Genomic DNA, 14763 nt, shown 5'->3' on the forward strand with positions numbered 1-14763 from the left:
GATGAAAAAAATATTGTACATGATCTTTACCTTCCTGAGCGTCATCAGCATGCAGGGCTGTAAAGAAGATCCAAGGTTAGATCATTCGGATCCAAATGCAGCTGCCCCTCAGCAGGTAACTGATTTTAAACATGAAAACACTCCTGGTGGGGCAAATATAACTTATAAGCTCAATTCAGATGCGAACCTTGCTTATGTAAAAGCAGTGTATGAAATTCAGCCAGGGGTTTTTAAAGAAACCAAATCGTCCATTTATACCGATACCTTAAAACTGGAAGGCTTTGGCGACACTAAAGAATATGAGGTAAAGATCATCAGTGTAGGCCGGAATGAAAAAGAATCCGCTCCTGCGATTGTGAAGATCAAACCTCTGGCGCCACCAGTGGAGCTGGCTTATAACGCGCTCAGCATAGAAGCCGGCTTTGGTGGGGTAAAGGTGAGGTTAAAGAATGATTTGCAGGCCAACCTGGCTATTGTATTGGATGCGGATACTACCGGGAATGGTTTGCTCCGTCCATTACAAACTTTTTATACCAAATCTGCCGCAGGTTCCTTCTCGGTAAGGGGTTTATCGGCCACACCCAAGAAGTTTTCTGTATACCTCAGAGACCGCTGGGGCAATAAATCACTGGCTATTGTTAAAGATCTGACGCCTCTGTTTGAGCAAAGGGTACCCAAACCTTTTGCCAATTATGTTTTACCTACCGACCAGCCTGCTTTAAGTACCAATGTACTGGCCAATATCTGGGATGGGCTGGTTAACCTGAGCATTTATGCTTCCAACAACAATACCCCCATACCCCAATGGTTCACCGTTGACCTGAAAGTACCTGTGGTATTGAGCCGCATGAAAGCACATCAGCGCACACCTCCATATACTTACGTTGGGGCATGTGTAAAATCATTTGAGCTTTGGGGCTCCAATGCGCCGGCATCAGATGGCAGCTGGGCATCCTGGACACTGATCGGTAAATTTGATTCTTTTAAACCTTCAGGCGGGGTCAGTGTAACGGCAGAAGACAATGCCTACGGCTTTACAAACGGCGAAGACTTTGAAATGCCGGATACCCCTCCGGCATATCGCTACCTGCGTTTTAAAACAACCGAAACCTGGGGCGGTACCGGACAGGTTACTATCGCAGAAATCACTTTTTGGGGGAAATTATAATTAAGCTGTAATATGAAAACCAAGATATTTTTATCAATCGCGTTATCAGGTGTTTGTAGTTTTATAGCCTGTAAAAAGATGGACAGTACCTATGCGCAATATGTGGTTCCTAACGGGAAAATTTACCCTGGAAAAGCCACTTCACCCGACACCAAATCAGGCCTGAACAAGGTGCAGGTTTCCTGGTTGCGCGGCTCTGATCCTAAAGTAGTCAAAGCCAGGATCTTCTGGAACAATTATACCGATTCGGCAGAGGTACCCATACCTGCAAACCAGGAGCTGATCAGTTATACGGTAACTAATCTTCCGGAAAACTATTATAGTTTCATCATCAGAACCTATGATGCCGCTGGCCATGCCTCCGTACCTGTAGAGGTTTCCGGCGATGCCTGGGGCGAACGCTACCGTTCCACTTTATTGAACCGGGTGGTGCAATCTTCCACCTTTAACCTGGCGAACACCCTTAGCCTGCAGTTCGAGCCGGCCCTTCCGGGCAGTACCATTGTCAAATCTGAAGTGGAGTACACCACCACGGGGGGTGCCCAGAAAACCGTAAGCGTTTTACCCGGTACCCTAAGTTTACAGCTAACCGATTACAAACTCGAAACCGGCTATAAATTAAGGACCCAGCATTTAGGCGCTACTGCAATTGATCCGCTGTACACCAACGACCAGCTGGTCGAAAGCTTTTTGCTGAACAAGGCCGAATGGAAAGTAATCGATTTTTCTTCCCAGAACCCTGATGCCAATAACCTGAGTATCCCAGCAAATATGATCGACGGTAATCCGGCCACCCGCTGGGTTACCCAGGCTACCACATCCAGGTACCCGCACCACATTACGGTCGATCTGGGCATTGTACGCAGCCTTAAAACGGTAAGTTTATGGAGGTGGGTACAAGCTACACCCGATGAGCGGGGACCTAATGTAGTCCAGTTTTTTGGAAGCACCAATAATACCACCTGGAATGATCTGGGGACCTATAATTTTGACCGCCTGACCAATAATGAGCAGATTTTTGCTATCCCTGGCCTGCCCCAGGCCCGATACCTTAAAGTAGTGGCGGTAAGCGGGCCGCAAACTTTTGTGGTTTTAGGAGAAGTAAATGTAACTGTAAAATAAAACCCGATCCCTGCCAGGAAACAGCGCACTGGCAGGGATCTTTTAACCACATCACCATGAATAAATCAAACACCTGCTTATGTCTGCTGCTTGTGGTTGCAATTGCAGCAGGATGTACCGTAAAAGAACCGTTCTTCAAAACAGATCCGGAATTGTTAACAAACATCGACCGCAGTTTTGCCGATGCGGACCAGCAATACCAGCTGATGATGAAAAACCTTCCGCCCAACCAGTTCCCTAAAACCTTTTACCCCCTTACCGGAAAATTTGAAGCCTGTAATTCTGATTGGTGGGTGAGCGGATTTTATCCCGGTTCGCTGCTGTACATTTATGAGCAGACAAAAGATACCGTACTTTATAAAGAAACCGAAAGGATCTTAAAAGTACTGGAAAAAGAAAAATACAACAAAACCACACACGACCTCGGCTTTATGATGTATTGCAGTTTTGGCATGGCCAATGCAATCAGACCGAAGCCGGAGTACAAAGACATTTTAATAACCAGCGCCAAATCCCTGGCCAGCAGGTTTAATTCAAAGGTGGGCTGTATCCAGTCCTGGGACGCCAAACCCGGCGAGTTTCTGGTGATCATCGACAACATGATGAACCTGGAACTTTTATTCTGGGCAAGCCGGGAAACCGGCGATTCGGCCTATTATAAGATTGCTGTTACCCATGCCAACACCACCATGAAAAACCATTTCCGGGCAGATTACAGTTCTTACCATGTCATCGATTACAACCCGGAAACCGGTCTGGTACAAAAGAAAAGAACAGACCAGGGCTATGCCGATGAATCGGCCTGGGCAAGAGGCCAGGTTTGGGGGCTTTACGGCTATACCCTGATGTACCGCGAAACAAAAGATCGGCAATACCTGGAGCAGGCCAACCACATCGCTGGGTTCCTGTTGAAACACCCCAACCTTCCGGCAGATAAAATACCCTTTTGGGATTTCAATGCGCCCGATATACCCCATGCTTTAAGAGATGCTTCTGCCGGAGCGGTAATGGCATCAGCCCTGCTGGAACTGTGCCGCTACAATAAAGCAGATCAGGCACAGCTGTACTTTAAAACAGCCGAAAAAATGATCAGGACACTTTCTTCAGCGCAGTACAAAGCAATTATTGGTACCAATGGAGGCTTTATCCTGAAACATGGGGTAGGCCATATGCCCAAAGGATCCGAAGTGGATGTGCCACTTACCTATGGCGATTATTACTATCTGGAAGCCTTAAAAAGGTACAAAGATTATGCAAATTAAAGCGAACCTATTTTAAACAGAACGAAATGAAAAGCACAGTAATGATGCTCTCCTTATGTGGGATGCTCGGCCTGACACTCCATGCCGGACCGGCAGCTGCCCAAAAAAAGAACGGGCTCCCGCACGACACCAAGTTTAGCGGCTATCCGACCAGGGACCCGAATTTTGATGTGCGGCCAGGTTTCCGCAGCCCACCCAAGGGTTATGGCAATGTTCCTTTTTTCTGGTGGAATGGCGATACCCTGTCCCGTGCACGCTTAAGCGAACAGCTGGATATCCTCAAAGAGTCCTCCACGGATGGTTTTGCGGTCAGCTACCTGCATACCGATCCGCGTGGCGCAGATGCCGAACTGAACAAAAAGCTGGGCTACGGCCTTTATGGCCGTACAGAACCCGGAAATCCTGCCGTGTACTCTGATGAGTGGTGGAAAACCTGGAACTGGTTTTCCGGAGAAGCCGCCAAAAGAGGCATGGCCGTAGGTTTAGACGATTATACCATTGGCTGGGTAGGCAACGGCTATTCTACCGATGAGGTACGCGACCTGGAACGTTTTAAATCTTATAAAGGCACCCTGGTCATCAAAATTGACACCATAAAAGCAGGGGCTTCCCTGAATAAAATGGTGCCGCCAGACCTGGTCAGCCTAACGGCCTGGCCGGTAAAGGGCACTGCAGCCTTCATCGACCTTAAAGGAAAAGTTAAAAACGGGCATCTCCAGTTTAAAGCCCCGAACAATGGCGACTGGAAAGTGTATACCATTGTGGCCAGCAACAACTACATGTTGCATCCCGATCATGGCAAGGAACTGGTAAAACATTATTTTCAGCGCTTCGAAGATAAAATGGATGCCCAGGGCCGCAAAGGGATGAACTATTTTTTCCAGGATGAGTTGTTCATCCCATTTGACATGAACACCTGGTCGGAAGATTTTGCGCAGCAGTTTATCCGCATAAAAGGCTATGACGTGCTGCCCTATCTGCCCGCTTTAAAAGAAAGTATTGGCGCCATCACCCCAAAAATCCGTATGGATTATGCCGATGTCCTGATGGAGCTGGCCGAAGAAAGATATTTTAAACCCATATACAACTGGCATGCCAGCCGCGGCCTCATTTATGGCTCAGATAACCTGGACCGCGGACTGGAACCACTCAATTATGTAGATTATTTTCGTGTAGAAAGCTGGTATACCGCACCCGGAAATGATGCCCCGGCCAGGGGCTCGTCCTTTATACAGACCAAAGTATCCAGTTCTGTTGCGCATTTGTACAAGCGTCCGCGCACCTGGCTGGAAGCCTTTCACAGCATGGGCTGGGGCAGCAGCGGCGAATGGCTGACCGAGCAGCTGGACCACCATTTTATAGCAGGAGGTAACCTCATCTGTATGCATGGCCTCTACTACACCACGCATGGCGGATGGTGGGAGTGGGCACCGCCCGATTTCCATTACCGCATGCCTTACTGGCCGCACATGAAAAAATGGCTGGAATATGGCGAGCGTTTAAGCTATCTGATGAGCCAGGGCATCCATGTCAGCGATATCGCTCTGATGTACCCTACCGAGCCCATGCAGGCCTTTCCTGGTACCAGGCCCGATGTAAGTTTTGCTACAGCGAAAACATTAAGCAATGCTGGCCTGGATTATGATTTTATGGATTACAGGTCACTCCTTAAAACAGAGATCAGTGACAGATCCCTGAACGTGTCAGATCTGTCCTTCAAGGTCCTGATCCTGCCTGAAATGAAAGCGATGCACCATGAAGCCTTGCAGCAGGCACTTAATTTTTACCGTAAAGGGGGAATGATAGTGGCTATCGGCGCGTTACCTATGGCCAGCACACGCAAAGGCAGTGACGATCCGGAGGTTGATGCCATTGTAAAGGAAATTTTCGGGTTAACGGCAAAGGAACAGGAAGCCGGTAAAAAGGCAGGCCTCCATCAGAATGCTGCCGGCGGGAAAGGTTTACTGGCCGATACACTGAATATTGCAACTTTATTGGCGCAGCACATCACGCCGGATTTCATTCCCGGTGAAGGTGGCGGGAAAGTGCTGCACCGCAAGATCGGTGACAAAGACCTGTACATGACCATGAATGTAAAGCCGGGGAACGAAGTCTTTTACCGGGCACAGGGCCGTCCTGAATTATGGGATGCCAAAACCGGGCAGACCAAAGTTCTGCCGGTGGTTAAACAAACCAAAGCAGGTACCTATATCCGTTCTGATGCAGGGTATACCAATTCTTCTATCATTGTCTTTGCTCCCGGAGAACCAGTTCTGGAAAGCAAAAACGAGGCTGCAGCTGCAGCTGTTGAAAAAATCCCGCTTAACGGAGACTGGAAAGTGGAATTCCTGCCAACGATGAACAATAAATGGGGAGATTTCCGCCTGCCTGCTTTTGAAGGGATGATCAGTACCGAAGCCCGGACCTTTAAATTCAGCACTAAGACCAATGCTGGCAAAAACTGGGCGGAAAAGTCCTTTGATGACAGCAATTGGGGGGAAGGGATTTACGATTACGGCTACCAGATGCAATGGCTGCTGGATTCCAGTTCCAATAATTTTGAGGCTTTAATCCGCCAGGCACTCGACGAGAAGTCTGATGGCTGGAAACCTTACCGTTTCAGCTGGCGTTTTGGCGTCTGGGATCACCCGGGCCCGCAGGGTTATCATGGGTTAAAGGCCAGGGTAAACGACGGTTTTATCATTTTAGACGGGGCTGGTGACCACCTTTTCAAAACCTACGTTTATGCCCCTCAAGAGCAATTGTATCGTGTGGAGCTGGGTGAACGACTGCCCGATCGTTTTTATGTGGATGGGAAGGCTTTAACGGGCACTGAAATTAAACTGACTAAGGGTTGGCATGCTGTTTTGGCTGCTTATGCCAAAGTGCCTAAAAAAGGGTATAAAACGGGGCCAAACTCACGCGACGAACGTCCGAGAAGCGCCATCGTATTTTTACCGGCAGCAAATCCACTTCCGGAAAAAGTATCTCCTTATTCCAGCATTCTGGCGATGCGCTGGTACCAGGCACCACATCTGCAGTTTGATCCAGCTAAAGGTGAAAACAAAGCCTATTGTTACCGTTTTAAATCGGCACCAGGCCTGGAAAAAATGGAAATGGGCATTTACGGTAAGAACCTTCTGGTTTGGATCGAAGGGAAACAACTGGATAAAAAATACATCAGGCTGCTGAAAACGGAAGCTGGTTTAAATACTTACCAGGTAACTCTCCCTGCGAAGCAAGAAAAGATAGTGGAAGTAGCCATGCAGATCGAAACTGAAACCGGCATCCAGGACGTAGCAGCTTTCCCTTTCCCTGTGAAGCTATTCTGCCATACCGGTTTGCTGGAAGCAGGAGATTGGGCGGCAACGGGGCAAATGCGGCATTATTCGGGTGGTTTGTATTACCGGAAAACCTTAACCTTCAGTGCTGCGCAACTGCAAAAGGAGATTTCGCTTGATCTGGGTGAAGTTGTAGCCACCTGCGCCGTTAAAGTGAACGGACAAGAAGTGGTCACGATGATGTCTAAACCCTATAAAACGAACATCAGTAAATTCCTGAAAGCAGGTGAAAATGAGGTAGAGGTTTTGGTGTACAGCACCTTGTCTAACCATTACCAGACCATTCCATCTGCCTATCGCGGAAATCCAAGAGCTGGACTGATCGGACCGGTTGCACTGGAGATCCGGAAATAAGGATGTCATATAATATACAAAAGGAAGTGTGATTGTCTTCACACTTCCTTTTTTTTCAGGATGATTGGGTTAGCTCAACAATTCCTGCAGGTCACGGTCTGCGGTGGGTATCTTTTTCAGGAAATCATCAAAACCTGCATTTTCCTGTGAGCTGTACATGCCGTAAGCATCTAAAATATAACCGATCTGTCCGTCTTTATCTTCCAGTAAATAGAGCACAGAATTATCCCCGGGATCAGAATCACCCTCAAAACGATAGGTTTTGATGATGGACAGGTCTTCCGGGTTGTAAATCTTGTTTACGCCGACCCCCTGCATTTTGCCATGGTCGGTCATTTTAATTTCGTTATCTAAGCCTTTAAGCCTCAATTTCTCCAAAATCTGGCTCAGTGTATTCATTTCTATAGGATGTTCCATGGTTTTATTCTTTTTATATAAAACAACAGCGGGCATAAATAGTTTGGGTGAGGATTGTTTTAATACCAGGTCACATTAGGGATGCCTTGAAGATGAATTTGAATTTAAAACAAAATTTAAACGATATTAAAACTTTGCTTAAACAGTGTATAAATATTGTTTAAAACACAAACTCATCCCAAACTCATACAGAACCAGGGCGCAAAAAAAAAGTCCACTCTGTTAACAGGTGGACTTTCGGTATTTTGGCAAATTACTTGTTACAAAGCAAAAGCAGTTTTTACTTTATCTACAAAGTCCAGCTTTTCCCAGGTAAACAAGTCAACTGTAACGGTTTTTTCCTCACCGTTCGGTGACCTGAAAGTTTTGGTTACTGTTTCCGGCTTGCGGCCCATGTGTCCGTAAGCTGCGGTTTCGCTGTATATCGGGTTTCTTAATTTCAGGCGCTGCTCAATGAAGTAAGGGCGCATGTCAAACAGCTCCTCTACAATTCCGGCAATCTCACCATCAGTTTTGTTTACTTTACCCGTGCCATAAGTGTTGATATAGATACCCATTGGTTTGGCTACACCGATGGCATAACTCACCTGTACCAGGATCTCGTCGGCAACACCAGCAGCAACCAGGTTTTTGGCGATGTGACGGGTAGCATAAGCTGCAGACCTGTCTACCTTGCTTGGATCTTTCCCGGAGAAGGCACCACCACCATGGGCTCCTTTGCCACCATAAGTATCTACGATGATCTTACGACCGGTTAAACCCGTATCGCCATGCGGACCACCAATTACAAATTTACCGGTTGGGTTGATATGGTATTCAATTTTGTCGTTAAACAAATGTGCGTATTGCGGATATTTGGTGATGATGCGTGGAATTAAGATGTCAACCAGGTCTTTTTTGATCTTGGCCAGCATTGTCGCTTCTTCATCAAAATCATCGTGCTGTGTAGAAATTACAATGGCATCGATGCGTACGGGTTTGTTGTCGTCTGAATATTCCAGGGTTACCTGTGATTTGGCATCAGGACGTAAATAAGTGATTTCCTTGTTTTCACGTCTTAAGATGGCCAGTTCCTGTAAAAGGTTATGCGAAAGGTCTAATGCAAGCGGCATGTAGTTTTCCGTTTCGTTGGTGGCATAACCAAACATCATGCCCTGGTCGCCGGCTCCCTGCTCTTCTTTGCTGGAACGGTCTACACCCTGGTTAATGTCCTGACTTTGCTCATGAATGGCCGAAAGGATCCCGCAGGAGTTGGCTTCAAACATGTATTCGCTTTTGGTGTAACCGATCTTTTTGATCACATCGCGGGCAATTTGCTGCACATCCAGGTAAGTGGTAGATTTTACCTCACCGGCTAAAATTACCTGACCGGTAGTAACCAGGGTTTCGCAGGCTACTTTTGATTCTGCATCAAAAGCCAGGAAGTTATCGATAAGCGCGTCTGAGATCTGATCTGCAATCTTATCAGGATGGCCTTCGGAAACAGATTCTGATGTAAATAAATACGACATTTTAAATAATTAATTTAAACAGTAAACAATTATTAAAATGGAAGATGATCCTGTAAAACAGGCAGTAAAATGAAGTGTATGACAGGTTAGCACTTTTTTTTACGTGGTTGCAATCCCGCTATTTTTACATAGCATCGCAAATCAGTCCACTTTAGTGCCGCAAAATTACACTATATATTTAAATAGTCAAAAAATATCGATTATTTTGTACGGATTAATAACCGCGAAGCTTTGTCAAAATCGAATATTCTATTTATAATAAATCCCATATCAGGCGGGAAGGACAAATTGAAGATCCCCGGGTTGATAGATATGCATTTAGACCGCAACAAGTTTAATGCAAACTTTGCCTTTACGGAATATGTCGGACATGCCGCTGAAATAGCCGAGGAAGCTGCAAACAAAAATTTTGACGTGATTGTAGCTGTTGGGGGCGATGGTACGATTAATGAGATCGGGACCAAAGTGATGCAGCAGGATAAGATATTGGGGATTTTACCATTTGGTTCAGGGAACGGTTTGGCCAGGTTCCTGAAAATACCTATGAATACGGTTAGGGCCATAAAAGTAATCAATGATTTCCAGGTAAAAGTAATTGATACGGCTACTTTTAACGACAAGTGTTTTTTTAACATGGCAGGGATGGGCTTTGATGCACACATCAGTTCGGTTTTTGCCGGAAACAAGGGCCGGGGCCTGAGTGGCTATTTAAAACTGGGCCTGCGTGAGGTGCTGAGCTATAAGCCGCAAAGTTACCGGATCAGCATAGATGGCAGAGAATATATACGCACCGCATTTGTGATCAGTGTGGCCAATTCCTCCCAATATGGCAACAATGCCCATATCGCACCTACGGCATCAGTTACGGACGGTTTACTGGATGTATGTATTGTAAAGGAGTTCCCGATGTATAAGCTGCCCTTACTGGCCTACGAAATGCTGAATTCAAAAACAGACCAGTCCAAACTGGTAGAGATCATTAAAGGAAAAGATATACACATCAGCCGCGTGAAGGATGATGCCATACATATTGACGGGGAACCTTTTTTTATGGGGCAGGAAATCTCCGTATCGGTTAAGCCCTTATCCTTAAACATCATTACGCCCGATTATGAAGCCTAAGAAGAAAATATTAAATGATTTTGGCGGGATCATGTATTCTACAGATCCTGCATTCAGCTATGAAGAAGCAAATACCGGAGCGGCTGAGGAATTGTCAAATAACCAGCAGGATTTAAGGGTAATGCTGGACCGGAAAAACCGCGGAGGCAAAGCAGTGACGCTGGTTGCCGGTTTTAGGGGCAGTGATGAAATGCTGGATAAGCTGTGTAAAATGCTGAAAACCAAGTGTGGGGTAGGGGGGGCAGCTAAAGACGGGGAAATTTTGATACAAGGGGATTTTAGGGATAAAGTGCTGCTGCTACTGCAAAAAGAGGGCTTTAAGGTAAAAAAATCCGGAGGTTAAAACGGCTTTCTGAAATCGTTTTAAATTGTTGGTTTACAGTAGGTTATTTGTTAGTGTATCGGCGACAATAAGTAAATTTTTTCGGCTGAAAGCATGCTTTTTCCCTTTTAATCTGTATAACTTTGCCGCACTAACTTATTATTATGAGCAAAGCTTTAATGCTTAAGCCAGATCTGAGCTATCTGAATCTAAATTCAGATCAGGCGCGGTATCAGCTTAATGTAGCAGAACTGGTTGAAGAGGCCTTGAAAAACGGGGAAGGCACCCTTGCGGACAGCGGTGCGCTGGCCATTGATACCGGAAAATTTACCGGCCGGTCGCCAAAAGACAGATTTATTGTTTGTGATGCGGTAACGGAAAACACCGTTTGGTGGGGCGATGTCAACATCAGGTTTGATCCCCGGAATTTCGATTCCCTGTTTGAACAGATGACCAGACACCTGAACAGGAATGATTTTTATGTGCGGGATGCCTGTGCCTGTGCAGATGAACGGTATCAGACAACGATAAGGGTGGTTACCGAAACGGCTTATCAGAACCTTTTTGCGAATAACCTTTTTCTGAGACCGGAGCAGGAGCTGACAGATCCGGAATGGACCATTATTGCGGCCCCTTCCTTTTTGGCCAACCCTGTTGTGGATGGTACCCGGCAGTCGAATTTCTCTGTCCTTAATTTTACGAAAAAGATAATTCTTATAGGTGGTTCAGGTTATACCGGGGAGATCAAGAAAGGGATTTTTTCTGTGCTGAACTTCATTTTGCCGGAGCAAAGGCAAACGTTGTCCATGCATTGCTCGGCCAATGTGGGCAGGGATGGGGATACGGCGATATTTTTCGGACTTTCCGGAACGGGTAAAACCACGCTTTCCGCTGACGCTGAAAGGGGCCTGATCGGAGATGATGAACATGGCTGGAGCGAGGACAGTGTATTTAACTTTGAGGGGGGCTGCTATGCCAAATGCGTAGACCTTACCGCCGAAAAAGAACCGCAGATCTTTAACGCCATCAAATTCGGGGCATTGCTGGAGAACACCAGCTATTTTAAAGACACCCATACTGTTGATTTTTCCAACATTGACAAAACGGAAAATACCCGGGTGGCTTATCCGATCCATTATATTGACAATGCCATTATTCCTTCGATTGCCGGAATACCTAAAAACATTTTCTTTTTAACGGCAGATGCTTTCGGGGTGTTGCCACCGATCGCTAAACTGAATGCCGGTCAGGCAATGTTTCATTTTATATCTGGTTATACGGCAAAGGTAGCGGGTACAGAGGCCGGGGTTACGGAGCCCCAGCTTACTTTTTCGGCTTGTTTTGGTAAAGCCTTTTTGCCTTTGCACCCAACACGTTATGCCAGTTTGCTTGGTGAGAAGATGCGGAAACATAAAGTAAACGTATGGCTGGTGAATACCGGCTGGAGCGGTGGTGCTTATGGTGTGGGCAAAAGGATGAAACTGGCTTATACCAGGGCCATGATCACTGCGGCATTGCAAGGGGATTTTGGAAACCTGGATTTTGAAGCCGATCCGGTATTTGGATTGCATATACCGCTGAGTTGTCCGGGCGTTCCTTCGGAGGTCCTGAATCCAAGAAATACCTGGGCGGATGCACGGGAATATGACCAAAAAGCGAATGCGCTTGCGCAAGCTTTCGTAAGCAATTTTAAACAGTTTGAAGCCTATGCAACAGCAGAAATGCTGGCATCCCTGCCTAAAGTTGTTGAAAACACACATTAAAAGCATTTTTTTCTCGAAAAATTTGCATTTCAATTTTTTTTTAGTTTTAATTGCGAAAGATTGTCTCCCCAACGAGACAATCTTTTTTAATTATACAAACACGTAAGGGGAAATACTCGGGGAATAGGCTAACGATTATTTAATTTGGAATTAAAATCAAAATTATAAATTTGTTGTTACAACAATTGTTTATAATGGTCGTTGTGTGTATTACGGAATATTTATCTAATTTTAAAAAACAAAGTACTAAAACTAAAAAACTAAAAAAAAATGGCAAACGCACCAAAACCTACAACAGTAAAAAAAGAGAGCAGCTCGTCAGCTTCAAATTTATTCGCAACATTAACAATTCCTATTTGCATCATCATCGGGATCTGTATTTACAAATTTATCTTCGGCGATAGAGGTAACTTTATTGATGGTGCTGATCCTGATTTGCACGAGACACTGCCTAAAGTAGGTAACTACATGGGTATGGCTTACAAAGGTGGATTTATCGTACCTGTATTATTGGGGATGTTCCTGATGGTAATCGTGTTCTCTGTTGAGCGTTTTATCGTAATCAGCAAAGCAACCGGTAAAAGCGGACTGGATTCATTCGTTAAAAAAATTCAGTCACTTTTAAACTCCAACAACATCGAAGCTGCTATGGCTGAGTGTGACAAACAAGAAGGTTCTGTTGCAAACGTGATCAAATCAGGTTTGAAAAAATACCGTGAGATGGAAGTAGAACCGAATATGGATACAGATCAGAAATGTTTGGCGATCCAGAAAGACATTGAAGAGGCTACTACTTTAGAGATGCCGATGTTAGAGCAAAACTTAACCGTAATTGCTACTTTGGTTTCTGTAGGTACATTGACAGGGTTATTGGGTACGGTAACAGGTATGATCAAGGCTTTTGGTGGTTTGGCGAACTCTGGAGCTCCAGATCAGGCTGCATTGGCAACTGGTATTTCTGAGGCTTTGATCAACACAGCTACTGGTATCGGTACTTCTACTTTCGCTATTATCATGTACAACATCCTTACTTCTAAAATTGACAAGTTAACTTATGCAATTGATGAAGCAGGTTTCAGCATCATCCAGACTTACGCCAGCACGCATAAATAAAAAATAATGAATTTTTTTTACCGGCTTTATGGAAAACCGGTAGCATAAACATCATTAGTAAAAACATTAGTAATTTTTAAAATTATGCCAAGAGCAAAGGTTCAGAGAAAGAGTACTTCGATAGATATGACCGCCATGTGCGATGTGTCTTTCCTGTTGCTTACTTTCTTTATATTAACAGCAACTGCACGTCAGCCTGACCCTCTGGATGTAACCATACCTTCATCAACTTATAAAATTAAGGTTCCTGACACGGATATGGGTATATTATCTATTGGAAAGGGAAAGGTCTTTTATGAGATTCTGGGACAGGATATCAGGAAGGCTACATTACCTAAAATGGGTGAAAAGTATAACATCCAGTTTACACCTGAAGAGATTAAGCGTTTTTCGGTAGTCGGGTCTTTCGGAGTTCCGATCGAGAGTTTAAAACAGTTTCTCAGTATGAACGGGGATCAACGGAAAAAGTTTCAGGAAACATCAGGTGGGATTCCTGTTGATTCTACCAATAATCAACTGGCGGAATGGCTGATGCAGTCCCGTCATTCAGTAGCTGAACTTCATTCTACACAAATGCGTGTAAGTATTAAGGGTGATGCAAATGAGGAGTATCCTACAGTTAAAAAGGTGGTTGACATTCTTCAGAAACAAAAACTCAACAAATTTAGTTTAATCACATCTGCCGAAGGCAGCGCACAATAATTATATAATTATGGCAGAATTAGATACCTCCGGCGGGGGGGGCAAAAAAGGTAAAAAGGTAAGAAGTAAGAAAGCGAATACCAAAGTGGATTTAACCGCGATGGTGGATCTGGCTTTCTTGTTGATTACGTTCTTTATGTTAACTACCTCCCTGTCGAAACCGATTGCAATGGACATTGCAAAACCTGATAAAGATGATAATTCTCAGGAACGGAATGAGTTACGTGCATCGGAAACCATGACTATCTTATTGGGTAAAAACAATAAAGTAGCCTGGTATATGGGCGAAGCAGGTAAATCCAAACCTAATGTGGAGAGTTTTTCGGATATCAGGAGGTCGATATTAGATAATAAGAAAAAAGTAGCAGATGCTACCGGAGGAAGACAGATCATCATGGTGATCAAGCCAACATCCGGAGCTACTTATAAGAACTTTGTTGATATTATGGACGAGCTGGCGATCACTAAGATCAAAACAGCACCAGCAATCGACGACGAGAATATTCTTGATAGCGAAAAAGATTTTATGAGACAAGCTGGAATCTTAGATAAATAATTAACAATAT

General features: G+C 45.0%; 12 protein-coding genes. 10 read left to right on the top strand and 2 right to left on the bottom strand.

Going from position 1 to position 14763, the window contains the following annotated elements:
* The first annotated feature begins 1 nt into the window (after position 1).
* Genes R2Q85_RS19275 through R2Q85_RS19290 form a run of 4 tightly spaced genes read left to right on the top strand, consistent with a single transcriptional unit; the run spans position 2 to position 7247 of the window.
* Positions 2–1168: a DUF5000 domain-containing lipoprotein gene (locus tag R2Q85_RS19275; RefSeq protein WP_316813425.1), complete on the top strand. Its 1167-nt coding sequence runs from the start codon at positions 2–4 to the stop codon at positions 1166–1168.
* A gap of 12 nt (positions 1169–1180) precedes the next feature.
* Positions 1181–2290, top strand: a complete 1110-nt coding sequence (locus tag R2Q85_RS19280) for a DUF4998 domain-containing protein (protein ID WP_316813426.1) — start codon at positions 1181–1183, stop codon at positions 2288–2290.
* A 56-nt stretch (positions 2291–2346) separates the two neighbouring features.
* A complete protein-coding gene (locus R2Q85_RS19285; protein WP_316813427.1) occupies positions 2347–3552 on the top strand; it encodes a glycoside hydrolase family 88 protein in 1206 nt (401 codons plus the stop codon).
* 26 nt (positions 3553–3578) lie between these two features.
* A complete protein-coding gene (locus tag R2Q85_RS19290) occupies positions 3579–7247 on the top strand; it encodes a glycosyl hydrolase (RefSeq protein WP_316813428.1) in 3669 nt (1222 codons plus the stop codon).
* 69 nt (positions 7248–7316) lie between these two features.
* Here R2Q85_RS19290 and R2Q85_RS19295 read toward each other — a convergent pair whose 3' ends face one another.
* Positions 7317–7664 carry a hypothetical protein gene (locus R2Q85_RS19295; protein ID WP_316813429.1) on the bottom strand — a complete coding sequence of 116 codons (348 nt, stop codon included), beginning with the start codon at positions 7662–7664 and terminating at the stop codon, positions 7317–7319.
* A gap of 260 nt (positions 7665–7924) precedes the next feature.
* Positions 7925–9175, bottom strand: coding sequence for a methionine adenosyltransferase (gene metK, locus R2Q85_RS19300; RefSeq protein ID WP_316813430.1), 1251 nt, complete (start codon positions 9173–9175; stop codon positions 7925–7927).
* A 231-nt stretch (positions 9176–9406) separates the two neighbouring features.
* Here metK and R2Q85_RS19305 point away from each other — a divergent pair, with 231 nt between their 5' ends.
* From R2Q85_RS19305 to R2Q85_RS19330, 6 genes are all read left to right on the top strand, one after another.
* Complete coding sequence (locus R2Q85_RS19305) at positions 9407–10297, top strand: diacylglycerol/lipid kinase family protein (protein ID WP_316813431.1); 891 nt, start codon at positions 9407–9409, stop codon at positions 10295–10297.
* Positions 10287–10640, top strand: coding sequence for a translation initiation factor (locus tag R2Q85_RS19310; RefSeq protein WP_316813432.1), 354 nt, complete (start codon positions 10287–10289; stop codon positions 10638–10640). Before R2Q85_RS19305 ends, R2Q85_RS19310 begins: the two co-directional genes overlap by 11 nt.
* 143 nt (positions 10641–10783) lie before the next feature.
* Positions 10784–12382, top strand: coding sequence for a phosphoenolpyruvate carboxykinase (ATP) (gene pckA, locus R2Q85_RS19315; RefSeq protein WP_316813433.1), 1599 nt, complete (start codon positions 10784–10786; stop codon positions 12380–12382).
* 270 nt (positions 12383–12652) lie between these two features.
* Positions 12653–13495 (top strand): MotA/TolQ/ExbB proton channel family protein, encoded by an 843-nt coding sequence (locus tag R2Q85_RS19320; RefSeq protein WP_316813434.1) that lies wholly within the window; start codon positions 12653–12655, stop codon positions 13493–13495.
* An 84-nt stretch (positions 13496–13579) separates the two neighbouring features.
* Positions 13580–14197 (top strand): biopolymer transporter ExbD, encoded by a 618-nt coding sequence (locus tag R2Q85_RS19325; protein WP_316813435.1) that lies wholly within the window; start codon positions 13580–13582, stop codon positions 14195–14197.
* 10 nt (positions 14198–14207) lie between these two features.
* A complete protein-coding gene (locus tag R2Q85_RS19330; RefSeq protein WP_316813436.1) occupies positions 14208–14753 on the top strand; it encodes a biopolymer transporter ExbD in 546 nt (181 codons plus the stop codon).
* Positions 14754–14763 lie beyond the last annotated feature (10 nt).

Origin of the sequence: Pedobacter heparinus (genome assembly GCF_032678725.1) — a bacterium.
GTDB lineage: Bacteria > Bacteroidota > Bacteroidia > Sphingobacteriales > Sphingobacteriaceae > Pedobacter > Pedobacter heparinus_A.

Excerpts from the sequence above, each read along its gene's own strand:
- R2Q85_RS19290 (WP_316813428.1), top strand. The coding sequence starts at position 3,579 with ATGAAAAGCACAGTAATGATGCTCTCCTTATGTGGGATGCTCGGCCTG.
- R2Q85_RS19295 (WP_316813429.1), bottom strand. The coding sequence starts at position 7,664 with ATGGAACATCCTATAGAAATGAATACACTGAGCCAGATTTTGGAGAAA.
- R2Q85_RS19310 (WP_316813432.1), top strand. The coding sequence starts at position 10,287 with ATGAAGCCTAAGAAGAAAATATTAAATGATTTTGGCGGGATCATGTAT.
- R2Q85_RS19325 (WP_316813435.1), top strand. The coding sequence starts at position 13,580 with ATGCCAAGAGCAAAGGTTCAGAGAAAGAGTACTTCGATAGATATGACC.
- R2Q85_RS19275 (WP_316813425.1), top strand. The coding sequence starts at position 2 with ATGAAAAAAATATTGTACATGATCTTTACCTTCCTGAGCGTCATCAGC.
- pckA (WP_316813433.1), top strand. The coding sequence starts at position 10,784 with ATGAGCAAAGCTTTAATGCTTAAGCCAGATCTGAGCTATCTGAATCTA.
- R2Q85_RS19320 (WP_316813434.1), top strand. The coding sequence starts at position 12,653 with ATGGCAAACGCACCAAAACCTACAACAGTAAAAAAAGAGAGCAGCTCG.
- metK (WP_316813430.1), bottom strand. The coding sequence starts at position 9,175 with ATGTCGTATTTATTTACATCAGAATCTGTTTCCGAAGGCCATCCTGAT.
- R2Q85_RS19280 (WP_316813426.1), top strand. The coding sequence starts at position 1,181 with ATGAAAACCAAGATATTTTTATCAATCGCGTTATCAGGTGTTTGTAGT.
- R2Q85_RS19330 (WP_316813436.1), top strand. The coding sequence starts at position 14,208 with ATGGCAGAATTAGATACCTCCGGCGGGGGGGGCAAAAAAGGTAAAAAG.
- R2Q85_RS19285 (WP_316813427.1), top strand. The coding sequence starts at position 2,347 with ATGAATAAATCAAACACCTGCTTATGTCTGCTGCTTGTGGTTGCAATT.